Consider the following 26,084-nt stretch of genomic DNA (forward strand, 5'->3'; position numbering starts at 1 on the left):
TATTCAAGCTTCTTGTTGATAAGGTTGTTAAATTGATGTAAGATAATTGAGTGCTTATAATATATTTTAACGAGGAGGTGTATTAAAATGCACTGTAAAATGAAGAGCCTCATGATAGGACTTTTCGTCTTATGTACACCTGTGACGGCTTACGCCAATGAAGCAGACTTGGACATTCCGCAGTTAAGCTCGTCCCAGAATTCACTGTTGATGATCGGTATGGCGATCTGTGTTCTTGGGGTATTTTTTGGGTTTTATCAATTCAATAAGGTGAAGAAACTTCAGGCACATCAATCAATGCTGGATGTAGCAAACACAATATATGAGACGTGTAAAACCTACCTAATTCAGCAGGGAAAATTTCTTGGTCTTCTTTTAGTCTTCATCGGTGCCTGCATAGCTTTCTATTTCGGTGTACTGGAAGGAAAAGGTATTGGAGGAGTCAGTGTAATCCTTTTCTGGTCTGTAATTGGTATCTTGGGCTCATATGGAGTCGCATGGTACGGAATTCGCATGAATACCATGGCTAACAGCCGAATGGCATTCGCATCACTTGAAGGGAAACCTTTAAAGCTATTAAATATACCACTTGATGCTGGAATCAGCATCGGCGTTCTCCTGATTTGCGTAGAACTATTTATGATGCTAGTGATTCTGCTCTTTATTCCGAGAGATCTTGCCGGAGCCAGTTTTATTGGGTTTGCGGTGGGAGAATCTCTTGGCGCTTCGGCTCTTAGAATTGCTGGTGGAATTTTTACAAAGATTGCAGACATCGGATCAGACCTCATGAAGATCGTATTTAAAATCGGTGAGGATGATCCCAGGAATCCAGGCGTTATAGCAGACTGCACCGGAGACAACGCGGGAGACAGCGTTGGTCCTACCGCTGATGGATTTGAAACATACGGTGTAACCGGTGTGGCACTGGTCTCTTTTATCGTACTTGCCGTAACCGGTGATCTGCAAAGAGATCTTCTTGTCTGGATCTTTACGATGCGCGTTCTTATGATTATTACATCTGTAACTGCGTTCTTTATCAACAGAGTGGTTACAAATGAGAAATATAAGAATGCAGTGGATTTAGATTTCGAAGAACCTTTGACCAGCCTGGTCTGGATGACCTCAATTTTATCTATCGTTGTAACCTTTATTGTCAGCTACGTTCTCATCGGCCCAGGTACCATAGTCTATGCGGCAGGAGGCAATCTATGGATTGTGTTGTCCTGCATTATCAGCTGCGGAACCATCGGAGGAGCTTTGATTCCAGAGCTTACAAAGGTTTTTACAAGCCCAAAATCAAAGCATGTTAATGAGGTTGTCAATACCTCCAGAGAAGGCGGAGCATCCCTGAATATTCTCTCTGGCCTCATAGCAGGAAACTTCAGCGCTTTCTGGATGGGTATGGTGTTCTTCATTCTCATGCTCATCGCTTATTTGGCAAGCGGCTTTGGTCTTGCAGATATCATGATCTATCCCTCGATTTTTGCTTTTGGTCTGGTTGCCTTTGGATTCCTGGGAATGGGACCTGTCACCATTGCGGTGGACAGCTATGGTCCGGTAACGGATAACGCACAGTCTATTTATGAGTTGTCTCTGATCGAATGCACGGAAGGGATTGACGAAGAAATTAAGCAGAAGTATGGTTTTGAACCAAATTTTGAAGTTGCAAAACACTTCCTTGAGGCAAATGATGGGGCAGGAAATACCTTCAAGGCAACTGCCAAGCCTGTATTGATCGGAACGGCGGTTGTCGGTGCCACCACCATGATTTTCTCTCTGATCCTTGTCATTGAAAAGGTTATAGGGGTTAAGCCTGAGTTGATTTTGAATATGCTGAATCCCTATACGATACTCGGCTTTATCTGCGGAGGGGCGGTAATATACTGGTTTACTGGAGCTTCTATGCAGGCGGTATCAGCAGGTGCTTATAAAGCAGTGGAATACATAAAACAAAACATTAGACTTGATGAGGATGCGGACCTGAAAGCTTCTACTGAAAAATCCAAAGAGGTTGTAAAAATCTGCACCCAGTATGCACAGAAGGGTATGCTGAATATCTTTATCGTTGTATTCTCATTCACACTTGCTTTTGCGTTTTTCTCTGCGCCGGCAAAAAGCCCTTACCCGGTTTCCTTCTTCGTTTCATATCTGATTTCCATTGCGGTTTTCGGATTATATCAGGCGATATTCATGGCCAACGCGGGGGGATGCTGGGATAATGCAAAGAAAGTGGTTGAGGTTGACTTAAAGATGAAGTGTACGGAGCTTCACGATGCCACTGTCGTAGGAGATACGGTAGGAGATCCGTTCAAAGACACCTCCTCTGTTGCATTAAATCCCATCATTAAGTTCACTACACTTTTCGGTCTGCTGGCAATGGAAATTGCAATTACCGATTCGTTTAAGGGCATTGCGCCTTACGTTGGTGGTATCTTCTTTGTCATTGGTTTGGTATTTGTGTATCGTACCTTCTACACAATGAGAATCCAGCCGAAGGCGGAACCGGAAAGCGTAAGTATGGCAGAAGAATAAATTATACAAAAAGTGGAAAGCTCTGTGCCATTTGGCACAGAGCTTTTCTGTTTTAATTGGGTTTCTATAGCTGTTCTTATCGGCGAAAAGAATCCGATCATGGTTATCGGCTGTTTGCAAAAACACCTATTTTTTTGTCCTCAACGGAAATGTGCTTCAACAGCCAGTCAACGACCATTTGATTGGCATTGAGGATCACGATGATATTTCCGCCGGATTCTTCGTATTCTTTTTTCAGCTTTGCCAGTGCTCCGATGAAATCCGCATGCATTTTTTTCTGCCCCTCAAAGCCGGGGTAGTTGATAGAGAGCATGTAGCTTTCCTCATCTTTGAAATGCTTTTTGGTATAATCATCTAAAAAGCCCAGCAACGGAGAGATGAATTCCTTTGACTTATTATTTTTTCCTGCTTCAAAGAGCTGATTTGCCATATCAAACAGCTTCTGGTGCTGCTGGTCGATACTTCCGACTCCAACGGATAAATTCGATGTCCATTCAATTGCCATCTTACGGTATCCTTTCGTTATTTATATAGCAGCCTTCCACAGTCCGTGCAGGTTGCAATATTCGTATGCAGCAACAGCAGTTTCGCCATCACTCAGAGCAAAGGAGGCTTTTGGCTCTGCGCCGACTTCAAGATATTTGAACTGTCCTCCCAGACTTGTCTGAAGGTAGATCCAAGCGATATGATGTTCTGGCAGCATGGGGTGGGCTACGCTTCCAACCGCTACAGTCACTGTGCTTCCGTCAGCTTCTACAACAGGAACGTGCTTTTCAGTTGCGCCGTCGCTTGTGTTGGCTTTCATTTCAGTCATGTTTTCCCCGCAACATGAAACCGGGGCACCGGACTCCTCCAGTAAAGTGATGATGTTTCCGCAGTGCTTGCAGATAAAGAATTTTGGTTCTTTCATAATGTAAACTCCTTTCAATCTATCATAATGTAATTTTTTTGTGAACTAAAAAAATTATACCACATTCTTTCGAAATCAAACAAGAAAGGTATCAAAAGATTAACGAGGGAATCACAAAAGCTTAACGCTTCCGACTATGGATTCTTTTCATTCCTCCAGAATATAGAAATCCATGCCTTGAACAGGATTTCAGGATGTGATATAATCTGGCTTGTAGGTAAGTAGCATAGCAGGGTACAAATGAATGAGTGGAAACGATACTTCTATTTACCGAGGTATCGTTCTTTTTTTGAAGGCGTTTTCGCGCACATTCCTTTATTTGTGCATAATTATGAATGATTTTTGGGAGGTATGCAGGAAAATGATTGCCAGCAAAATATGGAGCAAAGAAGAAACTTTTGAACGGGAAGAATTTGAAAAGCTGCAGCTTTTGAGGCTTCAGAAAACGGTTGAGCGGACTTATCAAAATGTCCCTTATAATAGAGAAAAGCTGAAGGAGGCAGGAATTGAACCAGGCGATATCAAGACGCTGGCAGACCTGCAGAAAATCCCTTTTACAGTAAAAGATGATTTTAGAAAAAATTATCCTTTCGGACTTTTTGCGTCCCCGAAAAAAGATGTTGTTCGATTTCATGCATCTTCCGGTACCACAGGCAAGCCCACGGTAGTAGGGTACACAAAAAATGATATGGACGTTTGGTCTGAATTGATCGCAAGGCTGGGAACAATGGCGGGTGTTACCGATGAGGATACTGCTCAAATCGCCTTCGGATATGGATTGTTTACCGGCGCCTTTGGCCTCCATCAGGGGCTGGAGCGAATCGGGGCTTCTGTCATCCCCATGTCCAGCGGTAATACGGAAAAACAGATCATGATTATGCAGGATTTCGGAACAACAACCCTGATCAGCACACCATCCTATGCGTTACATATGGCTGAGGTTGCGTTGGAAATGGGCATTGATCCCAAGAAAGACCTGAGCTTAAAATGGGGACTGTTTGGCGGAGAAGGCTCTACGGAAGGTATGAGAAGAGAAATCAATGAAAGATGGGGTCTCTTTGCTACAGAAAATTACGGTATGAGCGAGCTCATCGGTCCTGGTGTGTCAGGCGAATGTCGTGCCTTGCGCGGCATGCATATCAATGAAGATCACTTTTTCCCAGAAATCATCAATCCTGAGACTGGTGAAGTCTTGGGAGAAGGAGAGGTAGGAGAGCTGGTGATCACAACCCTTTCCAAAGAAGCGCTTCCGGTTTTGCGATACAGAACGAAGGATATTACATCCCTTCATTATGAGAAATGCGATTGCGGCAGAACTACGGTGAGGATGTCAAAGATTCAAGGACGTTCTGATGACATGCTGATTCTGGGCGGCGTCAATGTATTTCCGTCTCAGATTGAGGATGTACTTCTTCATGTGGAAGGAATCGGCCCTCATTATCAGATCAAGGTATTTAAAAAAGGTTATCTTGACAAAATCGAGGTGGATGTTGAGTTAATCGATGCAAATCTTTTGGATTCTTTCACTCTTTTAGAGAATCTGAATCAGAAGGTCAAGCAGCAGCTGAGAACTGTTTTGGGAATTGATGCAAAAGTAAATTTAGTGGAGCCAAGAAGCCTGGCCAGATTTGAAGGCAAGGCGAAAAGAGTAATCGATATGAGGGAGGTAAAATAATGTTGATTAAGCAAATATCAATTTTTATTCCAAACAAAAAAGGAAGCCTGTCCCAGCTCACCGATATTCTAATAGCGCATCATATTGACATTCGAGCGATTGCAGTGTTTGATACTGCGGAATTCGGAATTCTCAGGATCGTAGTAGATGACCCGGATCGTGCGGTGGACGTACTGAACAAGGAAGGTGTAGTTGCAAAGGTCAGCAGGGTCATCGCCGTAGAACCTGAGGATAAGCCGGGCAGCCTGAACACCATCTTTTCAATTCTTCGGGATGCGGATATCAATATTGAATATATCTATTCCTTTATTATGAGGCAAAAGGAAATGCCCTACGTTGTTTTGAAGGTTGATCAGCAGGAGAAAGCGGTGGACGAACTGACTGCACATGGAATCAATGTGGTCAATAAGGAAGAAATCTACGGAAAATAATGAAACATATCAGTATAAAGATACGGATGTATTGAAATACAGAAGCATAGAAAGATCATGACAGATCTTGATAAAGCGAGTAATAAATATAGAGCGAGCCGCCGGATTTCTCCAGCGGCTCGTATGTTTTTGATTGATTCCTCCAGCGGCTCGTTATATTTTTGATTGACTGCATTGACCTCATTGATTTAATTGGCTGCTTATTATATCACAAAAACTAATGAATCATAAATTTGAACTTGAGGATTCCGTCTTCACAGCTTAGATAATCAAGTTCCAGTGAAGGGGGTATTTTCTCTGCGATATCGTGGGCATCGATGTCAATGACCAAGGTATCCTTTGTCACTGACAACCAGCCTAGTTTTGCCATCTCAGCTGCTGTTTGGAGATAGCTTCCCTTTAAGCCCGCAGCCTTAACAGCCATACTCTGAACAAAATTGCCTTCGGATTTGATATCTTCATGATACGTAAAGGTCATCCGATGAGTTCCGTTTTGAAATTCAAAACGATCAAATGTAAGCATCAGCATCGCTTTGATCCTTCCAAGCTGCTTGGCATTACCGTCAAGCTCCATATAGATAGAGTTTTGCTGAAACGTCATCAGATAATCGTTTAGGAAAGGAGAAGCCTTGTCCATAATCAGCATCTTAAAATCCCGATTGATCATACTCTCGGGGATTGCGAGGATGCCTCTTTCCATATCCTCTGCTTTGAAAGCGCTCAATAGAGAGTAGGCAATCTCTTTATTTCTGAGCAGTACGCCCAATAATTTCTTAATTCCTGCATCTGTCATCGTAATCACCTCTGAACTTCATTGTGTATCATCGTTTATTGCTTATTGCTTATTGCTTATTGCTTATTGCTTATTGCTTATTGCTATTGCTTATATCTTATTGCTTATCTTTATCTTAGTAAGCTGCAATGATCGCAATTGCTAAAATACTACGTTTATTATACCATAATAGGGTTTGCATTTTTATGAAATCTTAGCCGCATCTTTTTCTTTGTTGTGAAAACAGAGGACTTGGGCCTAGGCGAGCAAATGCCATACATTGCAAGAAAAATCTTCTGTCAAGATCATTGCATTTTTGACATGCTGGTGTTACAATGTATAATTGTTCTATGGATCATTGTCTGCCAAAATTCAATTAACATGTATTTTGATAGGCAGCTAACAATTACGATAAGAAAGGTTGTGGGAAGGTAAAGTTGGAAAAATTACAGCTACATGGATTTAATAACCTGACAAAAACACTGAGCTTTAACATGTATGATATCTGCTACACCAAAACGGTAGAGGATCGGCGCGCTTATATTGAGTATATTGATGAACAATATAATGCGGAAAAATTGACCGAAATCCTGAAGAATGTGGTTGAGATTATCGGCGCCAAAATTCTGAACGTAGCTGTTCAGGATTACGACCCCCAGGGGGCGAGCGTAACCATCTTAATTTGTGAGGGCAGTGCTCCTCCGGAGACTGATGTAAAGATTGATAATCCTTCCGTTGTTGCTCATTTGGACAAAAGTCACATTACGGTGCACACCTATCCGGAATATCACCCGGACGGTGGCGTTTGTACTTTTAGGGCAGATATTGATGTATCAACATGTGGAGAAATTTCACCTCTGATGGCATTGAATTACTTAATTGATAGCTTTGCCGCCGATATGATGACGCTGGATTACCGTGTCAGGGGATTCACCAGAGACATCACCGGCAAAAAGATGTTTATCGATCATAAACTGAGCTCGATCCAAAATTACATCGCGCAGGATCTGATTGATCGATACTATATGATTGACGTCAACGTTTTTCAGGAAAATATATTTCATACGAAATGTAAATTGAGAAACTTTGATCTGGACAATTATTTCTTTAACTTCTCTGTGGATGATATTTCCACGGATGAGATCAATTTAATTACTTCAAAACTAAGAAAAGAAATGGATGAAGTCTTTTACGGCAGAAACATGCCGGACAAGATCTAATAATTGGAGGTGTAGTGAATGTTATTAAAGAACAGTGATTTGTGGTTTTCAGAATATTATATGGATGACGACGTAAAGCTCTCTCTCAAAATTGATGAAGTTTTGCATGTAGAGCAGACGCCGTTCCAAAAATTAGAGATGTTCAGAAATGAGACCTTCGGAGTATTCATGGTTCTGGACGGATATACACAGGTAACAGAGAAGGATGAATTTGTTTATCATGATATGATCTGCCATCCGGCAATGTGCGTAAATCCGAACATCAAGAATGTCTTGATCATCGGAGGCGGAGACGGAGGCACAGCAAGAGAAGTTGCCAGATACAAATCCATCGAAAAGATTGATATGGTTGAAATCGATGAAGCAGTCGTCAGAGCATGCGAGAAGTTCATGCCATCCACTTCCTCCGTATATTCTAGTGAGCCTAGATTGAACCTTATGTTCGACGACGGTTTAAAATTTGTGAAAGAAGCTCCTGCAGGAGCATATGATCTGATCCTTGTGGACTCTACCGATCCTGCTGGCCCGGGAGAAGGACTCTTCACCGTTGGCTTTTATCAGGATTGCTTCCGAGTACTCAGCGACAACGGTATCTTAATCAATCAGCATGAAGGTGCTTTCTATGATGGCGACATCGAAGAGATGAAAAAGGCCCATGCTAAGATTAAGAAAACCTTCCCCATTGCAAAGGTATTTGGCTTCAATACGCCAACCTACGCATCCGGTTACTGGTACTTCGGATTCGCTTCAAAGGCGCTCGATCCTATGAAGGACATGAAGCCTGAAGCATGGAATGCACTTGGTCTTGAGACAAGATATTACAATACAGACCTGCACAAGGGAGCATTTTCTCTGCCCAACTATGTGAAAGAGATTCTTGCATCTGTGGAGTAGGAATAAGAATAATAAAATAATTGACGATTAATCAAAAGCTGCTTCCGCTGATCCGGAGGCAGCTTTTTCTGCCATATTTGGCTATGAATCATTTTGTTGGCGTATCATGACCTTTTGCAGAAATTTAACTTGTTTTATCAATGCAAACGATCTATTCCTGATGAAAGGAAACCGATCGTGCGATGCGGTTTCCTTTCATCAGGAATAGATCGTTGCATGTGTGTGTATCTATCAAAAGGTTAGGTATTTGCTAAATCAGGTCTTATCCGATTTCTCTTTTAAGAGCCTTTTTCTCTTTCCTTTTCATGCCCGGCGCTCGTTCTTTCAGCCGGGAAATCACTTTCTTCATATCATCCAGTAAGGTATAAACCACAGGTATGACCAGCAAGGTCAGCAGGGTGGAGGAAATCAGCCCGCCGATGATCGCAATCGCCATAGGCTGGCGCATTTCAGAGCCCATACCGGAGTCCAGTGCCGTTGGAAGCATACCGAAGATCATAGCCAAGGTAGTCATCATGATCGGCCTCAGACGTATCATCCCGGCTTCCAGGATCGCTTCTTTTCGCTGTAGTCCATCCTCACGCCTCATCTTGATAAAATCTACCAGCAGAACTGCGTTTTTCGTAACGAGCCCCATCAGGAAGATAATTCCAATGAGTCCAACCATACTCAGGCCTGCTCCTGTTACAAAGAGGGCAATCATCGCGCCAATGACTGCCAGAGGCAGAGATACCATGATGGCAAGGGGATCGATCCAGCTTTCAAACTGAGCAGCCAGAATCAGGAATACAAACAGGATTCCCAATATCATTGCCTGGCCCAGATCTCCCATGCTCTCCTCCATCATCTGCTGATCACTGCCAGAGCTGACCGTGATTCCTGCCGGAGGAGGGAGCTCTTTATACAGTTTATCCAAGAAGGCTCTGCTGAGCTCGGAGGATGTAATTCCCTCGTAGTTTGCCTGGACCTGAATATCTCGAACCTTGTCATAACGGTTGATCTGGGAAGAAGCGGTTCCGTATTCTTTCGTAATAAGCTGCTCGATGGGAATCATTCCCCCGGTTGTTGAACTAGCTAGATAGATTCCTCCAACATTGTCCAGACTAGAGCTCTGGGCATTGTCTACGCTGACCTTCACATCAATTCGGTCTCCGCCTTCCTCATATTGTCCTACCGTCACTCCGTTAAAAAGAATGCCTAAGGTACTTGATACGCTGGAAGGTGCCACACCCAGGTCCGCAGCAGTATCACGGTTGACTAGAATTGTTGTCTCTGGTTTTCCCGCCTTATAACTGATTCCCACATCCACAGCACCGGGGATTCCTGCAAGAAGCTGCTTGGCCTTTTGGCTGTATCGCAGCAGTTCATCAAAATCCTCTCCTTGGAAATGGAGAGAAAAGTTTTTTCCAGAGGAGCCTCCCATGCTTGTCGTTCCTGTCACTGAAAGATCAAGCCCCGAAATCAGTTTGAGCTCTTTGCGCATTTGTGCGCTGATTTCATCTGAGCTCAGTTTTCGATCCTCTTTATCCGTCAGATCAAGGTTTAAGCTGATACGGTCTTTTTCCACCGTTGTATATACAGAATTTACATCAGGGTAGCGGCTGACGATCTCCTCCACCTGCTTTGCTTTTGCTTGCGCCGCTGCAAGGGACAGACCCGAATCCAGGTCGGCACTGACAGTAATGGTGCCATTATCCTGCGCAGGTGTAAACTCCATCCCCATCATAGGAATCAACACCAGGCTGAAAACAAACAGCGCAATGGTAACCAGGATGGTCTTTTTTCGATGCTCTAAAATGACATCCAGAATCTTTCTATAATAAATACCCAGCAGGTCAAACTGATGATTGAACCAGGCAAGAAACTTTCCTAATATGCCTCTCGGTTCATGTTCTTCCTCTTCTTCCCTGACATATTTGGCCGACATCAGCGGCACAAGCGTAAAGGAGACGAATAGAGAAACGAGTACGGCAACAGCGATGGTCAAACCAAATTCTCTGAAAAATGAACCCAGTATTCCGGACATGATGGACATGGGAAGGAATACCGCCACAATGGTGAGTGTAATGGCTAAGACTGCAAGGCTGATTTCTCCTGTAGCTTCTTTTGCTGCCTGCATTGGAGTCTTACCCATACGAAGATGCCTTACAATATTTTCAATAACTACAATGGCATCATCCACCAGCAAACCGACAGATAGCGACAGTGCCATCAGACTCATGGTATTCAGCGTAAATCCCATCAGCTTCATTGCTGCAAAGGTTGTAACGATGGAAGTCGGTAGGGAGACGGCACTGACTACGGTACTGCTCAGAGTACGGAGAAACAGAAAAATAATTACAACTGCCAGGATACAGCCTTCTACCATGGTACTCTCAACGCTTTCCACAGAAGATCGGATGAACTCAGAATTGTCGCTTACCACATTGATATGAATTCCCTGAGGAAGCGCGGCTTGTAATTGTGAAATCTTCGCCTTGATATCATCGGTTACAGCAACGGTATTGGTTCCTGACTGCTTGACAATATCCATTCCGATGCATTCTGCACCGTCATAAAAAGAAATGCTTTCTTTCTCCTTGTATCCGTCAACGACCTTTGCAATTTCGCCCAACCGGATTTCCGTGCCATTCCTGTTGGCAATAATTACATTTTCGAATTCTGCGGCATTCTTCATGCCGCTGTAGGTACGAAGCGTAACCTCACGGGAATCATCGGCAACCTTTCCGCTGGGAATGTCGATATTATCACTGCTGAGCCCCCCGATGACTTGATTAATTGTAAGATTCAGGGCTGCCAGCCGTTCTTTATCCACGTTAATCTGAATTTCCCGTTCCAGCAAACCATAGGTGTCAATGGATCCGACTCCTTCCACAGCATTTAATGAAGGTACGATGGTTTCATCCACCAATTCAGAAAGTGCAGCTTCATCCAAGTCACCGCTGACTGCCAGAGAAAGGATTGGCATGGCATTAAAGTCGACTTTTGAGATGACAGGTTCTTGAATATCATCGGGCAAAGAACCGCGTATGCTGCTCAGCTTGGCCCGTACATCCTGAGCCGCATCGTCGGCGTTTCTGGAACTGTCGAATTCGATGGCCGTCATGGAATAACTTTCTCCAACGCGGCTTGTAATGTGTTTTACACCAGAGATTTGACCTACTGCATCCTCCACGACTTTTGTTACTTTGGATTCCATCTGATCCGGAGATGCTCCCGGCAAAACAATGTTGATCATCGCATAGGGCAGATCGGTTTCCGGCATATCGTTTAGATTGAGTCCCAGAAAGCTGACGACTCCCATCGCCAGGAGTGCAATGATGACGACGATGGCGAAAATAGGTCTCTTTAAACTGATATCGGTAAGAAACATATTACTTCTCCTCTCCGATCACAGTCACAAGATCTCCATCCTGGAGAGAATTTAAATTGGTAACGATGAGCTGGTCTCCTTCCTGCAAACCTGAAGTGATTTCGATCATGTCCTCCGAAGTCTCGCCAATGGTAACAGAAATACGACGGGCAGTACCATTATCAAGGGTGAACACTGAATAATTTCCCCCTGTCCCTGCAACAGCCTTCATGGGAACGGCCAGAGTCTGAGGCTTCTCCTGGCTGGAGATTTCAATGTATCCGAAGGTTCCCGAATTTAACGATCCACTCGCGTTGTCGACTCTGATCAGACAGTCGAAGACTCTGGTCTGACTGTTTGCAGAGGCAGCGATGCTTTCCACTATCCCTTTGTATTCGGTTCCTGCGTTCTTATCTGGTCTTAAAATAACCTCTTGACCAGCAGCAACCTTGCTCAAATCCTCCTGCATCAGTTGGATTTCGGCCTTGATTGTGGTATTGTTATTTACTGTTGCGATGACCGTTCCTCGATTGAGATACTGACCTACACTAATGTTTTTTCCACTGATTTCACCGGTGATGGGCGCCTTCACCACACAATCATTTAGTGAATTTGTAATATCTTGGATATCAACCTGCTTCAACTGAACATTGGCCTGAGACGTCTTATATGCGCGCATTGCAGCCTCATAAGCCGTTTTGGAGCAGGCGCCCTCCGCATACAACTGCGCGGCGATATCATAATCGCTCTTTGCAGATTCCAGGCTCAATTCGAGCTTACTCAGATCGAGTTGGGCTGTCTTCAGGTCATTCTGCAGATCCTTGTCATCAAGATACGCCAGCGGCTGCCCTTGGGTCACCAAATCGCCGTTCTCAAAGCTGATTTGAGTAACCTGCCCTGATGTCCCGCTGCTGACAGCGGCTGCCTCAGCCGGATTCAGATTTGCTTTATATATTAATCCCCCAAATGAATTTATAAGTTTTACCGTCTCTGTTTCTACGGCGACGATATTGTCTGACGCTTCCATCCCCCCTGGCGTCTTTTTCTCTGCGAAAATATTGAATCCCGTTAAGAGTACCACGATTAATACGACCGCTATGATTATGATCTTTTTATGACCCAGCAAATTCTTTAAAAGAATTCGGCTTGCTTTTTCAACATTTCCCATTGATTCCTCCATTTTATTCTTTCTCATACACACTCTGAGAAATTCCATTTAATACGACTGGTATTATGATAGAATGGTTTTATTAAATCAACGTTAAACCATTATTAATTGAACATTAACTTTCAATTATTTTCTTAATGTCCAGTTAATATAGGGCGGATACAATTGAGCTATGGGAGAAAACTGATATGGATTGGAGGAGGACTTTGTATGTTTAATATTCTTGTTGTTGAGGATGATGCAAAGCTTGGCAGCATTTACAGCACCATCCTTCGGATGAATAAATACAATCCGTATATTGCGGACAACGGGCTGGCTGCTTTAGAAATTTTAGACAAAGAGTATATTGATTTAATCATTACGGATGTTATGATGCCCGGAATGGATGGTTTTGAACTGACTGAGACTCTCAGAGAGCACGGATATAACATGCCGATCCTGATGATTACAGCAAGAGAAAGCTTTCATGACATGCAAAAGGGGTTTCTTTCAGGAACAGACGATTATATGGTCAAGCCGGTCAATTGGGACGAGATGATACTGCGGATCGGAGCGCTATTACGGCGAGCACGGATTGTGAACGAACGTAGGATTATCTGTGGTTCCACCATCCTTGACATGGATTCGCTGACGGTGGTGCAGGGTGATGAGGTCAGTATCCTTCCGTTGAAGGAATTCTTACTATTGTTTAAGTTAATTTCGTCCTCAGGAAAAATCTTCACCAGACAGCAGATCATGGATGAGATTTGGGGAATTGACACCGTCTCAGACGAGCGTACGGTAGATGTCCACATCAATCATTTGAGAGAGCGGTTTAAGAATTGCAGCGATTTTGAAATCGTTACAGTGAGAGGATTAGGATATAAGGCGGTGAGAACAGAATGAAAAAGATCACATTTCCAAGTTTATGGGCTGCCTTTGTAATCTTCGTGTTTTTGAATATTATCTTCACATCTCTTCTTGTAATCTTTATTATTTACGCCATTGCTTATGTGGGGATTGCGGATGATGTTAAAAGTCCAAAGGCTCTTTCCACCTTGTTTGGAGTCTTATTGTTCAGTGTTGTGATTGCAAGTACGATCAGTTATTTTATCGGGAAGCATGTATTTAAGCCTATTAATAACATTAGTCAGGCAATGAGAAACGTGTCAAAAGGGGATTTCAGCATTCGACTAAACTACGATGGAACCGTGAAAGAGCTGGAAAATATGTCTGACAATTTTAACTCTATGGTGCATGAGCTTGGTAATATGGAAGCCTTACGAAATGACTTTGTAGTCACCGTTTCCCATGAATTCAAAACGCCCTTGGCCGCGATAGAAGGCTATGCAACGATACTTCGGAATCCGGAACTTACGATAGAGGAATATCGGGAATTTCTGGAAAAGATTACTGAGAGTATCAAGCAGCTTGCACAGCTTTCCAGCAGTATCCTGATGATTTCCAATCTGGAAAACAAAGAAATGATAACAGAAAAGAAACGATTCCGATTGGATGAGCAGATTCGACAGGCCGTACTTTTACTTGAGCCACTCTGGGAACGCAAGCATCTCACGCTCAATATCGATCTGGATCATGTATTTTACTTCAGTAACGAAGAGCTGCTGATGCAGGTCTGGATTAATCTCATCAATAATGCAGTCAAATTTACTCCGAAGAATGGTGAGATCAATATTCTGCTAAAGGAGTTCCCTCAAAGCGTTCAAATAACAGTTTCCGATACTGGGGTAGGTATGACTCCTGAAGTCCAGAAATATATCTTTGACAAATTCTTCAAGGAGGATCGTTCCGGCAGTATTGAAGGAAATGGTCTGGGATTGGCCCTCGTCAAGCGGATCATTGATTTAAGCCATGGCAAGATCAGTGTTCAGAGCGAGCCTGGCCTTGGTTCCAGCTTTGTTGTTACATTGCCGGTGGCAAGAACGCTCATTTCAATACAGTAACTTCACAGAGATCTTCAGCACATAATTGTCGTAGCCCTTCATTGAAAGCTCATCCAGAATGACGTCCTCATAAAAAAATTCTCCCATAGAGTATCCCTCTGCGGCAACATACTTTGTCAGCCTGGCATAATCCGCAATGGCGGTGTCGAACCCTCCCCAGTGGTAGATCACGGCATAGCGGCCCCGGGGTTTCTTATGATTTACGGCATGAATTTCATTGCCGCTGAGCTTCGTATAAAAATGAGAGTAATTGTAATCTGTCTCATTTGGGATTTTACTTGTCGGAATCATCCCGCCAATGGAGTACGCACTGTAAATATCCAGATCGTGACACAGATTCAGATGACCAGCAATGGCCTGGGCCATTTTTTTTGCGTCCTCCGTGCCGTTGTAGGGAGTCGCAAGGAAGTATTCATCTTCTGAAAGTTCCTCTGTCATCACGGTTCCTGTCGTTACCTTTAGCGCATCCTGAGTAAGCCGAACCTTGGTTTTCAGCATATTTTTCAGCCAGTTTAGATCCTCCATTTTACGATCGATTTCCTTGATCTTATCGCTCAGCAGGTCGATCAAATCCTCGGGACTGCGATGATTCAGATATTCTTTAATGCTTTTCAACGGCATATCCATTTCCTTCAGCACCGAGATTACCTGAAATACCTCAAGCTGGTTGTAGGAATAATATCGATAGCCGTTCTCTTTCTTTATTTCAGGAGAAAAGATGCCAATTTCATCATAATGAAACAGCGTCTGCTTCTTCACCTTGCATAATCTTGCAAACTCACCCGTAGTAAAGTAAGCCTCAAAAGCCTTGTTCTGCTTTTCAAAGGAGTACTCCATCTCCTTCGGGACATTCTTTTGGCAATGCTCTTTGTCCAGACAATTTTTTTGTGTCATTTTCATCTCCCCCCTTGACTATATGGTTACCGTACACTTTATCATAAAATAGGATCAACTGCAATGAGGGACATTTGAGATGAAGGCTGCTTGACCTGAGGTACATGAAATCCGGCTGGAGGGATGGGTGTGTCATTATGCAGATTGATAGATAGGAAGGTTATTATGGAACATATATTTGATAAGGGTGTAACGGTAAGAAGATTTGCAAGCTATGTTACGCCATCGGTAATCATGCTTGTTTTCATCGCATTATATTATTTGATCGATGCATTTTTTGTTGCAAATTATGTCAACTCAGACGCACTGGCGGCAATCAGCATTGTATATCCCATTTCCGGCTTCGGTTGGGGCGTCTCCATCATGCTGGCCGCAGGATCCAGCGCAATTGTGGCAATGAGAATGGGTGAGGGAAATCAGCAGGAAGCAAATGAAAAATTTTCTCTCATCTGCATCTTTTCTGTGGGGCTGGGAGTCCTATTTACCGTGTTGGGGCTGACGTTTTTTGAGGAGCTGATTGAACTTCTTGGAGCTAATGAGACGCTGAAGGTTTACTGTATGGATTATGGCTGGATTTTAATTCTTGCACTGCCGACGGCGTTTCTGGGGGTCTTGCTGGAATATTTCATCAGGGTGGACGGAAGACCAGGATTTACGCTGTTTCTCTATGTATCGGGCGGGATTGTCCACCTGGTTCTGGATTATTTGTTTTTGGTCTGCTGGGGTTGGGGCATTGAAGGGGCAGGCTGGGCTACCGCTGCAGGACAGCTCACTGTCCTCCTGCTGGGCCTGATTTATTTTGCAACCCAGGAAACAAAACTTAAATTTGTTTGGCCCAAATGGGACTTTAATTATCTAAAGGACAGCATCGTAAACGGGTCTTCGGAAATGGTATCCGAGTCCTCAACCGCTGTAACGGTCTATGTCTTCAACAGAATCGTCTTAAAAATGGCTGGAGAGGACGGGGTAGCGGCTCTGAGCATTGTACTGAATACCCAATACCTTCTGATCTCGATTCATTTAGGCTTTATTACAGGAGTCGCTCCCTTGATCAGCTTTTATTATGGGGCGAAGGAGTACCTCAAGGTCAATCAGTTTCTCAGATATTCCGGCGTTTTTGTATTGGTTTCCTCTTTCTGTGTCTCGCTGCTGGCGATCCTGGATGCACCTTTGATTGCAGGGGCCTTTGCAAAGCCGGATACAGAGGTTTATCATATTGCAATTGTAGGAATTCGATTTTTGTCGGTGGCGTTTCTCTTCAATGGAATTAACGTTTTTGTATCAGGTTTCTTCACCGCATACGGCAACGGGGTCATCTCTGCACTTGTTGCTATGAGCCGGGGACTTATCATGGTTTTGATAGGGGCGCTGACGCTGCCTCATTTCTTTGGAATCAACGGCGTTTGGATGACGGTGGCATTTGCTGAAATTACGACATTTGCTCTTTCCGTCTTTATGCTTCGGAAATATCGATCCGTGTATGGGTACGGGCTGAAAAGAGATATCCATGAAGGAATAAGAGATCGGAATTGACGGAATGCATTTCATTCAGTACAATGAAAGAATACAGGTAAATATTGAGATCAGACAAATTTCAGCAAAAACTAGTATGGGGGACGTTATGAAGGATCGTTTTGGCAGAGAGATAAGCTACATGAGAATTTCCGTAACCGATCGGTGTAATCTGAGATGTAAATACTGTATGCCTGAAGAGGGTATTGAAAATCTCGGACATGATAAAATTCTGACATTTGAAGACATCCAAAGAATTGTAAAGGCAGCAGCGGAGCTGGGAATATCAAAGTTTCGCATAACTGGAGGAGAACCCCTGGCGAGAAAAGGGATTGCAAGCCTCATCGAGCAGCTTGCAGCGACGGAGGGGGTCAAGGAGCTGGTTATGACCACCAACGGTACATTGCTCGCCGGACAGGCAGAAGCTTTAAAAAAGGCAGGCTTGAGCAGAGTGAATATCAGCGTCGATTCCCTGCTCTACCATAAGTACGAAGAAATTACTAGAGGCGGCGACCTGGATGAGGTTTTTGAAGGGGTAAATGCAGCCCTTGCCGCAGGACTGACGCCCGTAAAACTCAATGTTGTGGCCATGGAAGGCTTCAACGACGATGAAATTCTGAACTTTGTTCAGCTAACCATCAACCATCCGCTGGATATTCGATTTATTGAGCTTATGCCCATTGGACAAGCTGCATTCAGCAGCGGGTACCGCTATCTCTCTTGTGATGAGATCAAAACTAAGCTACCAAGTCTGATTCCGCTGAAACGACAAGACGGAGTTGCAGATCTTTACCGATACCCTGAGGCTCAAGGCAATATTGGATTTATCAGTCCTATGAGCAGGCAGTTTTGCGGAGATTGCAACAAGATAAGGCTTACAGCCGATGGAAAATTGAAACCCTGTCTACATACCGATCAGGAGATCGATCTCAACGAAATTCTGCAGTTAAAAGATCATGAACTCCTGAAAGAGACCTTGCGGCAGGCCATACTCCAAAAGGGAGAGCAGCATGAACTAAACAGCGGCGGTAAACCCATTGAACGGGAAATGAACCGGATCGGAGGCTAAGGTGAAGGAAACCACTGACAACGACAGAAATCAGATGATGCAAATTGATCAAGATGAACCGGCCTGCATCGGTGAAGCAGAGCTGACCCACATTGATCAGAACGGACGGCCCAAAATGGTGGATGTGGGAGAGAAACAAGACACCGCCAGAGTGGCTGTGGCAAAGGGCAGTATCTACATGAAGCCGGAGACGTTGGAGCGGATTAAGGCTGGTTCGCTGGCCAAGGGAGATGTCCTTTCCGTTGCACAAACTGCGGGAATCATGGCAGCAAAAAACACAGCATCGGCGATTCCGATGTGCCATAATATATTCATTACAGGTATAGAAATGGATTTTGTTCTTGATGAAGAACATTCTGCAGTCCATATAGAAGCCAGTGCCAGCACCATCGGAAAGACCGGGATAGAGATGGAATCACTGCATGCGGTCTCCGTTGCGGCGCTTACGATTTATGATATGTGCAAGGCCATAGACAGAGGGATGCGAATCACGGATATCAGACTTGTAAAAAAAACCGGAGGAAAATCCGGAGACTTTACAGGTGAGTATGATAGAGCTGAATAAAAGGAGGATAACATCATGGCAAAAGTAATATCCATTAATACCAGTGACAAGACTGGCCAGATCAAGCTGCCGGTTTCAGAGGCTGAATTTATTGAGGGCGGAATCAAAGGGGATGCACATTGCGGTCTGGACGAGATCAAACAGGTAAGCCTTCTGGCTGACGAGAGCGTTGATAAGATGAGAGCGATGGGACTAACCTTAGCAGCGGGAGCTTTCGCTGAGAACGTTACAACCCAAGGGATTGAGCTGAAAACTCTTCCCATCGGCACCATGTTGAAAATTGGTGAGACCCTTCAGCAGGTTTCGAGAATCGGCAAGGAATGTCATACCGGCTGCGCAATCAAACAACAAACCGGAACTTGTGTTATGCCGCTGGAAGGAATTTTTACAAAGGTTATCAAGGGCGGAATTGTTCGGGTAGGGGACAGCATCGAGCTCGTATAATATAAAGGATTTTAAACTTGGTCATTAATATTGTATACATTTAGAGGTTACTATTGATTTTATCGATTATACTACTATATAATGGATTAAATCACCTGGAATTCTAAGGAAACGCTGTTTCCTCCCCGGATGAAAAGCCGGCCCGATGAAAGCAGCGTTTTTTTCGATACGCGTTAAAAAACGTTGGTTCATCAGCGCTTTCTTAACGAAAATATGTGAAAATGGAGGATGAAATGGCAAAGGTAAAAATAACGGAAACAATTTTGAGAGACGGACATCAATCGTTGATTGCTACCCGTATGACCACGGATGAAATGCTTCCAGCACTGGAACTTCTGGATGGAGTTGGTTATCATGCAATGGAAGTATGGGGAGGCGCAACCTTCGATGCCTGCCTCAGATTTCTGAACGAAGACCCATGGGAACGTCTCAGAATTATCCGGAAAAATGTGAAGCATACAAAACTTCAGATGCTGCTGAGAGGGCAGAACCTCTTGGGATACAAGCACTATGCTGATGATGTTGTTGATGAATTCGTAAACAAAGCCATTAGCAACGGAATTGACATCATTCGTATCTTTGATGCATTAAATGATACCCGAAACCTCCAGCGTTCTATCGAAGCTACAAAAAAATACGGCGGGCATGCACAGGGAACCATTTCCTATACCATCAGCCCTGCCCATACCGATGAAGTATTCATCAAGCTTGCCAAGGAAATTGAACAGATGGGTGCAGACTCGATCTGTATCAAAGATATGGCCGGTTTGCTGAGCCCATATAACACCTATGAACTGGTCAAACGGATCAAAAAGGAAATCAAGATTCCGCTTGAACTTCATACTCATGCAACCAGTGGACTTGGGAGTCTCACGTATATGAAGGCTGCAGAAGCAGGCGTGGATATTATTGATACGGCGCTTTCGCCATTTGCGGAAGGAACCTCCCAGCCACCTACAGAGCCGCTGGTTTATGCTTTCAAAGGAACGGAGTATGATACTGGACTGAACATGGATCTTCTGAATCAGGCTGCGGAGTATTTCCGCCCAATCAGAGAGAAATATATTGCCAGCGGACTTCTCGATCCTAAACTGATGGGCGTGGACATCAATACACTGATCTATCAGGTTCCCGGAGGAATGCTTTCCAATCTGGTTTCTCAGCTGAAACAGTCCAATGCTATGGATAAATTCGAGGAAGTATTGAAAGAGGTTCCGAGAGTTCGTGAAGATCTGGGTTATCCGCCACTTGTGACGCCTACCAGTCAGATCGTAGGAACACAAGCGGTATTGAATATCGTAACGGGAGAGCGATACAAGATGGTACCTAATGAGGTGAAACAGCTTGTAAAGGGTATGTACGGCAAGACCACCGTTCCGATTAAAGATGAAATCGTAAAGAAGATTATCGGGGACGAAGAGGTAGTTACCTGCAGACCGGCGGATCTCATCGAACCGGAATTAGAGAAGACACTGAGAGAGGTTGCTCAGTATGTGGAGCAGGATGAGGATGTTCTCACAAGAGCGCTGTTCCCGGGACCTTCAGTGGAATTTTTCAAATATCGAAATGCAAAGCGGTATCAGATTGATTCGACTTTGCTGAATGAAGAGGATATGGTATATCCGGTTTAATATAGAGTAAAAAGTAAGGGGGACCCGATGGAACCATTTTCTGGCTAGGTTTGCTCTTTCGATTTATCTATGTTATACTACTTATATATTAATAAAAAAAGAACCGTCTTTACAAGAAGGGCTTTTGGTATCCACCGTATGGTGTTGTCTAAAAGGCCCTTCTTTTATATTATTATCACCTATACCGCCAGCTAGCATCTTGACAGACTGAAACTTTGGTTTTAAGATTGCCTGAATTTATATCTGCGTTTTTGTCATCAGGTGATGCAGCCTAGCTGTATAGGGAAAGCTATGGCGTTCAATCTGCACGATGTAGATTGAAATATAAATAGTATCCAATAAATTAAACCTAGGAGGAAAAAAACATGGATAACATCAGAGTTCAAAAACGTGACACATCGCTAAAGGCCAAGCAGTTGAGGAGATCTGGATTTGTGCCGGGCAATATTTTTGGTGGAACGCTGCAGGAGTCAATATCAATTCAAATTGATGAAGCAACCGCACGCAAGTTGATTCGCCTAAAGAGGGAGGGCAGCAAGCTGCGGCTTACTCTTGATGATCAGGTCATCCCGGTACAAATTAAAGAAAAAGAGCAAAACACATTGAGTGAGGAGATCCTTCACATCAGCTTTCAAGCTCTCAGAGCAGATCAGAAAGTCAACAGCGTGATTCATATCCTGCTTAAAAACATGGATAAAATAGCAGGGATACTGGAAAGGATTATGCTTGAGATTCCTTATGCATCTCTTCCTGCTGATATGATAGACACCATAACGATTGATCTTGAAGGTATACGGGTTGGCAGTGTTATAACAGTCGCTGACATTCCAGAATTACGAGACGAGAAAATCGATCTTCAGGTTGATTTGGATAGCATTATCCTGAGAATCAATGATAAAAACCGCGCTACCGTGCAGTCTCAAAAAGAATCTTAGCACGTCAGTCGTTCCGATGCTGCTGAGTGGATAACGCAGATAATGGGCAAACTTGCCCTCAAAACCATGTATGAAACATGCTCCCCTCAAGGTAACAAGCTTTATTTTTTCACTTGTCTACCTGGAGGGGAGCATTTTATATTCTCATATTTTGGTGGGAATGTTCCAGTTGATGCGATTAGTATACCATATAGAGGAAAATTATGTTACAATGAAACATAATTTAAGGGAAGGTACCCAGAGAAGGCGGTGATGGAACGTGTTTCGGGAAATTAAAAAGAAAAAGCTTATCCTCGAGAATCGAAAACCTTACACCTTAGAAACAGCAGAATACATAGAAGAGTTAAATCTGATGGACTGGATTTATACTTCAATGCGGCTTGATGGAAGCAGCATCGCTAAAACCAGTGTGCAAAAAATCCTAAAAGGAGAATTCCTGATCAATGTCAGCGTCAAGGATCACTCTCAGGTGGGAATCTATCAAAGCGCCATCCGTCTTGCGTACGATATGGCTGAGCTCGACATTGACCTCAATGAGTCCTATCTGTTCCGCTTTTATCAGATTCTGTCAGATCCGGTAAAACAGGAATACCGCAGGACCAATCCCGTACTTTTTATGCTGGAATACAACCCTCCTCATCCCAGTGAGATTGAAGAGCAGATGGATATTCTTTTTCAGTGGCTCTGTGAAGCTGACTTTGAGAGCAATCCCATACTGCGGGCAGCGTACCTTCACAACAAACTCGTTGAAATCTATCCTTTTGAGACCCATTCTGAGGCTGTGGCCAGAATGGCTATGTATTATGAACTGATCCGAAACGGGTATCCTCCAATTATGCTGAACCTCAGCGAATCGGAATACTACAGTGCCATAAAAAGCTATCTCAAAAAAGAAGAAATCCAGCCCTTGTATGAATCTCTCGAAAGAGGTGTATACAACAAGCTGGAAATTATGATGCAGCTTACCGCCGATCAGTAATGTCGTTCTGGGATCTACGCTAATGTTATTTTGAAACGATCTGCATCACGCTAGTTTGAAAGAATCTGCTCTACGCTCTCAAAGGACGTGGAGCCTTTTGATTTTTTTGCACTGATGCAGGCGCGAATGTCGATCTTTTCGAAGATGTCTTCTTCAAATTTCTCCGAGAAGCCTTTCAGCTCTTCCAAGGTCAGCTCCTCAATGGCCTTATTCTGCTCGATACAATACAGCACCAGGCGGCCGATGATTTCGTGACAGTCACGGAAGGCAAGTCCTTTGCCGACCAGATAATCTGCAGCGTCGGTAGCGTTCATAAAACCTGACTTTGCAGCCTGTTCCATCACGTGACTGTTAACCTTCATGGTTGCGATCATCTGAGTGAAGATCCGAAGGGAATCCTTTAAGGTGTCGCCGGCGTCAAATACCGGTTCTTTGTCCTCCTGCATGTCCTTGTTGTATGCGAGGGGGAGCCCCTTCATAATGGTGAGCAGGGTCATCAGATCTCCGTAAACCCGTCCGGTCTTTCCTCGGATCAGCTCGGCCATATCCGGGTTCTTCTTTTGCGGCATGATACTGCTTCCTGTGCTGAAGGCATCGTCGATTTCCACAAAGCGGAATTCAGCGGAGCTCCAGATGATCAATTCTTCACAGAAGCGGGACAGGTGCATCATGGCAATGGAGCAGCAGCTTAAAAACTCCAAGGCAAAATCCCTGTCGCTTACAGCATCCATGGCGTTGATACAGATCTTTGAAAAGCCAAGTTCCTCTGCCAGATAGTCTCGGTCGGTAGGATAGGTGGTTCCTGCCAGAGCACCGGAGCCTAAGGGCAGGGAATCGGTTCCTTCATAACAGTCGCCAAACCTTCTGATATCTCTGCGGAACATTTCCCGGTAGGCTGTCAAATGGAAGGCCAGCGTCACAGGCTGTGCTCTTTGAAGATGGGTATAGCCTGGCATCACCGTATCCTGATGAGCCTTGGCAAGCTCTGTGAGGGTGTCATTCAGATCTTTCAGCAGGGCAGTGATCTGAGTGATTTCTTCCTTCAGATAGAGGCGAATATCTACGGCAACCTGATCGTTTCTGCTTCTTGCGGTATGGAGCTTCTTTCCCACCGCCCCGATTCGCTCTGTGAGGATGCTTTCGATATTCATATGGATATCTTCTTGCTCGATGGTAAATTCAATCTTTCCGGCTTCAATGTCATTTAAGATCTCTAGTAAAGAGGACTCTATTGCTAGAGCCTCATCTTTACTGAGTATTCCTTGTTTTGCAAGCATTTTCGCGTGTGCGATACTGCCTGTAATATCCTGTTTATATAATCTGCGGTCGGTTTCTATGGATGCGTTGAATTCCTCAGCCAACGAATTCTCCGCCTTTAAGAACCTTCCTTTCCAAAGTTTCATCTGCTTTTTTTCCTCCTTGCTTGTTCTGCTTCAATATGGCTCTGATCTTCATTGCCAGGGAGAACAGATTTATGAAGCCTTCTGCGTCTTTCTGGTCATATACCTCATCCTTGCTGAAGGTAGCAAACTCTTCACTATACAAGGAGTTTTCGGATTTGGAAGCTACAGGCAGGCAATTCCCTTTATAGAGCTTCATTTTGACCGTACCGGTAACCTCTTCCTGTGTTACGTTGACAAAAGCGTCAATTGCTTCTCTCAGAGGCGTGAACCAGAGACCGTCATAAACCAGCTGTGCGTATTTTTGACCTACTATATTCTTATACGCCATGGTATCTCTGTCAAGAATTAATTTTTCCAGATCGGTATGGGCCTTATACAGAATCGTACCGCCGGGTGTTTCATAAACGCCTCTGGACTTCATGCCCACAAGACGGTTTTCAATAATGTCAATGGTGCCCACTGCGTTTTCACCGCCGATTTTATTCAGCTCGGTGAGGAGTGCAACCGGAGACAGCTTTTCGCCGTTCAAGCCTACCGGAACACCTTTTTCAAAATCGATGTCAACATAAGTGGGTTTGTCAGGAGCATCCTCAGGAGCTACGCTCATTACCAGAATGTCATCAAGATGTTCATTCCAAGGATTTTCCAGGTTTCCGCCCTCATGGCTAATATGCCAGATGTTCTGATCGCGGCTGTAGATTTTTTCCTTGGACTGGGCAACGGGGATGTTGTGTTCTTCTGCATAAGCCAAAAGGTCTTCTCTGGAGGAGAAGTCCCACATCCTCCAGGGAGCGATGATTTTAATGGCAGGATTCAGAGCCTTGATGGTAGACTCAAAACGTACCTGATCATTTCCTTTTCCGGTGCATCCGTGGCATATGTAAAACGCACCTTCTGCTTCGGCTACTTCAACAAGTTTCTTTGCCATAAGGGGTCTTGCCATTGAGGTTCCAAGCAGATAATCGTTTTCGTACACTGCGCCTGCTTTCAATGTAGGCCAGATATAGTCTGTAATAAATTCTTCCTGAATATTGATGATGTAAGATTTGGAAGCGCCTGTTGCATAAGCCTTCTTTTCCACTGCGTCGAAGTCTTCTACCTGTCCGGCATCACAGCAGACTGCGATCACCTCGTAATCATAATTCTCTTTCAGCCAGGTCAATATGATTGAAGTATCCAAACCGCCTGAATATGCTAATACTACCTTTTCCTTTGCCATTTTGATTTCCTCCTTCTGGGCATCTATTGTTATTTCCCGCGGCAGTCAAGTCCGAGCTGCTGCTGGGAGCTTTAGCCTGATTTCTGGTTATTGAAAAGAGTATACCACTGTAATTCACGGATTTCAATAGAAAAATAAATATTTATACATAATATTTAATATTTATGCAGTTCTATGCACGGAAGGGCTTGAACAACAGCCAGAAGGACCATCAGACCGGTAAGCATATCGATAGATTTACTCTATGCTTGTGTTCCTTTAAGACAGAGCTGAAAAGAACTGAAATGAAAATGGCACCTTTGACATATAATAATCTTGACTGCCCGAATTCAAACCGGTTCAAATGTTTCGTTGCCAGATGATAACAAGCGGTTACGATTCACAGCCTGGGAAGAAGGCATTGCTTGTGGCCCTACCGACAGCCGATGGGGCAGTAACCAACAGCTCTTCTCACTGAGCAGGCTGTAATCGTAACCAGAAGTGTTCTGCAGCTGGAATCGGCCCCATTTTATCCGGTTTACTTTGGTATTTTTTTT

At 44.0% G+C, this 26,084-nt stretch carries 22 protein-coding genes; 14 read left to right on the forward strand and 8 right to left on the reverse strand.

Translation table 11 applies throughout. The features are described 5' to 3' along the window. Positions 1–87: 87 nt before the first annotated feature. Positions 88–2,532: a sodium-translocating pyrophosphatase gene (locus FRZ06_20835; protein ID QOX65619.1), complete on the forward strand. Its 2,445-nt coding sequence runs from the start codon at positions 88–90 to the stop codon at positions 2,530–2,532. Positions 2,533–2,635: 103 nt separating this feature from the next. On the opposite strand, the gene FRZ06_20840 is transcribed toward FRZ06_20835, so the two are convergent. Both FRZ06_20840 and FRZ06_20845 read right to left on the reverse strand, forming a co-directional pair. Beyond that, positions 2,636–3,037: a bacteriohemerythrin gene (locus tag FRZ06_20840; protein QOX65620.1), complete on the reverse strand. Its 402-nt coding sequence runs from the start codon at positions 3,035–3,037 to the stop codon at positions 2,636–2,638. Positions 3,038–3,058: 21 nt separating this feature from the next. Next, positions 3,059–3,442, reverse strand: a complete 384-nt coding sequence (locus FRZ06_20845) for a desulfoferrodoxin (protein QOX65621.1) — start codon at positions 3,440–3,442, stop codon at positions 3,059–3,061. Positions 3,443–3,803: 361 nt separating this feature from the next. On the opposite strand from FRZ06_20845, the gene FRZ06_20850 reads away from it, so the two are divergent. Next, the gene (locus tag FRZ06_20850) at positions 3,804–5,117 is read left to right on the forward strand and encodes a phenylacetate--CoA ligase (protein QOX65622.1); all 1,314 of its coding nucleotides are present in this window, start codon (positions 3,804–3,806) and stop codon (positions 5,115–5,117) included. Further along, the gene (locus FRZ06_20855; GenBank protein QOX65623.1) at positions 5,117–5,548 is read left to right on the forward strand and encodes an ACT domain-containing protein; all 432 of its coding nucleotides are present in this window, start codon (positions 5,117–5,119) and stop codon (positions 5,546–5,548) included. Before FRZ06_20850 ends, FRZ06_20855 begins: the two co-directional genes overlap by 1 nt. A gap of 217 nt (positions 5,549–5,765) precedes the next feature. Here FRZ06_20855 and FRZ06_20860 read toward each other — a convergent pair whose 3' ends face one another. Then, positions 5,766–6,341, reverse strand: coding sequence for a hypothetical protein (locus FRZ06_20860; GenBank protein ID QOX65624.1), 576 nt, complete (start codon positions 6,339–6,341; stop codon positions 5,766–5,768). 416 nt (positions 6,342–6,757) lie between these two features. Between FRZ06_20860 and speD the strand changes: the two genes are divergently transcribed. Both speD and speE read left to right on the forward strand, forming a co-directional pair. Beyond that, entirely contained in the window at positions 6,758–7,540 is a 783-nt protein-coding gene (speD, locus tag FRZ06_20865) for an adenosylmethionine decarboxylase (GenBank protein ID QOX65625.1), read from the forward strand. Between the two features lie 18 nt (positions 7,541–7,558). After that, positions 7,559–8,434 (forward strand): polyamine aminopropyltransferase, encoded by an 876-nt coding sequence (speE, locus tag FRZ06_20870; GenBank protein ID QOX65626.1) that lies wholly within the window; start codon positions 7,559–7,561, stop codon positions 8,432–8,434. Between the two features lie 262 nt (positions 8,435–8,696). Here the strand turns inward: speE and FRZ06_20875 are convergent, their stop codons facing one another. After that, complete coding sequence (locus FRZ06_20875; GenBank protein QOX65627.1) at positions 8,697–11,807, reverse strand: efflux RND transporter permease subunit; 3,111 nt, start codon at positions 11,805–11,807, stop codon at positions 8,697–8,699. A 1-nt stretch (position 11,808) separates the two neighbouring features. Then, complete coding sequence (locus FRZ06_20880) at positions 11,809–13,002, reverse strand: efflux RND transporter periplasmic adaptor subunit (GenBank protein ID QOX65628.1); 1,194 nt, start codon at positions 13,000–13,002, stop codon at positions 11,809–11,811. A 162-nt stretch (positions 13,003–13,164) separates the two neighbouring features. Here FRZ06_20880 and FRZ06_20885 point away from each other — a divergent pair, with 162 nt between their 5' ends. Beyond that, positions 13,165–13,839, forward strand: coding sequence for a response regulator transcription factor (locus tag FRZ06_20885; protein QOX65629.1), 675 nt, complete (start codon positions 13,165–13,167; stop codon positions 13,837–13,839). Next, positions 13,836–14,897, forward strand: a complete 1,062-nt coding sequence (locus FRZ06_20890) for a HAMP domain-containing histidine kinase (GenBank protein ID QOX65630.1) — start codon at positions 13,836–13,838, stop codon at positions 14,895–14,897. The genes FRZ06_20885 and FRZ06_20890 overlap by 4 nt, the downstream gene beginning before the upstream one ends. On the opposite strand, the gene FRZ06_20895 is transcribed toward FRZ06_20890, so the two are convergent. Then, positions 14,886–15,797, reverse strand: a complete 912-nt coding sequence (locus FRZ06_20895) for a MerR family transcriptional regulator (GenBank protein QOX65631.1) — start codon at positions 15,795–15,797, stop codon at positions 14,886–14,888. The genes FRZ06_20890 and FRZ06_20895 overlap by 12 nt on opposite strands. Before the next feature lie 117 nt (positions 15,798–15,914). Here FRZ06_20895 and FRZ06_20900 point away from each other — a divergent pair, with 117 nt between their 5' ends. The 7 genes from FRZ06_20900 to FRZ06_20930 all read left to right on the forward strand — a co-directional run bounded on the left by FRZ06_20900 (position 15,915) and on the right by FRZ06_20930 (position 22,926). Further along, on the forward strand, positions 15,915–17,324 hold the full coding sequence (locus tag FRZ06_20900) for an MATE family efflux transporter (GenBank protein QOX65632.1): 1,410 nt from the start codon (positions 15,915–15,917) through the stop codon (positions 17,322–17,324). Between the two features lie 88 nt (positions 17,325–17,412). Next, entirely contained in the window at positions 17,413–18,372 is a 960-nt protein-coding gene (moaA, locus tag FRZ06_20905; GenBank protein ID QOX65633.1) for a GTP 3',8-cyclase MoaA, read from the forward strand. Positions 18,373–18,409: 37 nt separating this feature from the next. Beyond that, positions 18,410–18,937, forward strand: a complete 528-nt coding sequence (gene moaC / locus FRZ06_20910; protein ID QOX66033.1) for a cyclic pyranopterin monophosphate synthase MoaC — start codon at positions 18,410–18,412, stop codon at positions 18,935–18,937. A 15-nt stretch (positions 18,938–18,952) separates the two neighbouring features. Next, positions 18,953–19,381 (forward strand): MOSC domain-containing protein, encoded by a 429-nt coding sequence (locus FRZ06_20915; protein QOX65634.1) that lies wholly within the window; start codon positions 18,953–18,955, stop codon positions 19,379–19,381. 233 nt (positions 19,382–19,614) lie between these two features. Then, complete coding sequence (locus tag FRZ06_20920) at positions 19,615–21,012, forward strand: oxaloacetate decarboxylase subunit alpha (GenBank protein ID QOX65635.1); 1,398 nt, start codon at positions 19,615–19,617, stop codon at positions 21,010–21,012. A gap of 365 nt (positions 21,013–21,377) precedes the next feature. Next, positions 21,378–21,947 carry a 50S ribosomal protein L25/general stress protein Ctc gene (locus FRZ06_20925; GenBank protein ID QOX65636.1) on the forward strand — a complete coding sequence of 190 codons (570 nt, stop codon included), beginning with the start codon at positions 21,378–21,380 and terminating at the stop codon, positions 21,945–21,947. Positions 21,948–22,206: 259 nt separating this feature from the next. Further along, positions 22,207–22,926, forward strand: a complete 720-nt coding sequence (locus FRZ06_20930) for a Fic family protein (GenBank protein QOX65637.1) — start codon at positions 22,207–22,209, stop codon at positions 22,924–22,926. Between the two features lie 50 nt (positions 22,927–22,976). Here the strand turns inward: FRZ06_20930 and argH are convergent, their stop codons facing one another. Together argH and FRZ06_20940 are read right to left on the reverse strand one after the other, a co-directional pair. Then, positions 22,977–24,329: an argininosuccinate lyase gene (argH, locus tag FRZ06_20935; protein ID QOX65638.1), complete on the reverse strand. Its 1,353-nt coding sequence runs from the start codon at positions 24,327–24,329 to the stop codon at positions 22,977–22,979. After that, positions 24,280–25,548 (reverse strand): argininosuccinate synthase, encoded by a 1,269-nt coding sequence (locus tag FRZ06_20940; protein QOX65639.1) that lies wholly within the window; start codon positions 25,546–25,548, stop codon positions 24,280–24,282. Before FRZ06_20940 ends, argH begins: the two co-directional genes overlap by 50 nt. Between the last annotated feature and the right edge of the window lie 536 nt (positions 25,549–26,084).

The organism is Clostridiales bacterium (assembly GCA_015243575.1).
In the GTDB taxonomy this organism is placed as follows: domain Bacteria; phylum Bacillota; class Clostridia; order Peptostreptococcales; family Anaerovoracaceae; genus Anoxybacterium; species Anoxybacterium hadale.

Excerpts from the sequence above, each read along its gene's own strand:
- FRZ06_20890 (QOX65630.1), top strand. The coding sequence starts at position 13,836 with ATGAAAAAGATCACATTTCCAAGTTTATGGGCTGCCTTTGTAATCTTC.
- FRZ06_20940 (QOX65639.1), bottom strand. The coding sequence starts at position 25,548 with ATGGCAAAGGAAAAGGTAGTATTAGCATATTCAGGCGGTTTGGATACT.
- FRZ06_20900 (QOX65632.1), top strand. The coding sequence starts at position 15,915 with ATGGGTGTGTCATTATGCAGATTGATAGATAGGAAGGTTATTATGGAA.
- FRZ06_20880 (QOX65628.1), bottom strand. The coding sequence starts at position 13,002 with ATGGAATTTCTCAGAGTGTGTATGAGAAAGAATAAAATGGAGGAATCA.
- FRZ06_20835 (QOX65619.1), top strand. The coding sequence starts at position 88 with ATGCACTGTAAAATGAAGAGCCTCATGATAGGACTTTTCGTCTTATGT.
- argH (QOX65638.1), bottom strand. The coding sequence starts at position 24,329 with ATGAAACTTTGGAAAGGAAGGTTCTTAAAGGCGGAGAATTCGTTGGCT.
- moaA (QOX65633.1), top strand. The coding sequence starts at position 17,413 with ATGAAGGATCGTTTTGGCAGAGAGATAAGCTACATGAGAATTTCCGTA.
- FRZ06_20845 (QOX65621.1), bottom strand. The coding sequence starts at position 3,442 with ATGAAAGAACCAAAATTCTTTATCTGCAAGCACTGCGGAAACATCATC.
- FRZ06_20895 (QOX65631.1), bottom strand. The coding sequence starts at position 15,797 with ATGAAAATGACACAAAAAAATTGTCTGGACAAAGAGCATTGCCAAAAG.
- FRZ06_20915 (QOX65634.1), top strand. The coding sequence starts at position 18,953 with ATGGCAAAAGTAATATCCATTAATACCAGTGACAAGACTGGCCAGATC.
- moaC (QOX66033.1), top strand. The coding sequence starts at position 18,410 with ATGCAAATTGATCAAGATGAACCGGCCTGCATCGGTGAAGCAGAGCTG.
- FRZ06_20840 (QOX65620.1), bottom strand. The coding sequence starts at position 3,037 with ATGGCAATTGAATGGACATCGAATTTATCCGTTGGAGTCGGAAGTATC.
- FRZ06_20875 (QOX65627.1), bottom strand. The coding sequence starts at position 11,807 with ATGTTTCTTACCGATATCAGTTTAAAGAGACCTATTTTCGCCATCGTC.
- speE (QOX65626.1), top strand. The coding sequence starts at position 7,559 with ATGTTATTAAAGAACAGTGATTTGTGGTTTTCAGAATATTATATGGAT.
- FRZ06_20925 (QOX65636.1), top strand. The coding sequence starts at position 21,378 with ATGGATAACATCAGAGTTCAAAAACGTGACACATCGCTAAAGGCCAAG.
- FRZ06_20885 (QOX65629.1), top strand. The coding sequence starts at position 13,165 with ATGTTTAATATTCTTGTTGTTGAGGATGATGCAAAGCTTGGCAGCATT.
- FRZ06_20860 (QOX65624.1), bottom strand. The coding sequence starts at position 6,341 with ATGACAGATGCAGGAATTAAGAAATTATTGGGCGTACTGCTCAGAAAT.
- FRZ06_20850 (QOX65622.1), top strand. The coding sequence starts at position 3,804 with ATGATTGCCAGCAAAATATGGAGCAAAGAAGAAACTTTTGAACGGGAA.
- FRZ06_20920 (QOX65635.1), top strand. The coding sequence starts at position 19,615 with ATGGCAAAGGTAAAAATAACGGAAACAATTTTGAGAGACGGACATCAA.
- FRZ06_20855 (QOX65623.1), top strand. The coding sequence starts at position 5,117 with ATGTTGATTAAGCAAATATCAATTTTTATTCCAAACAAAAAAGGAAGC.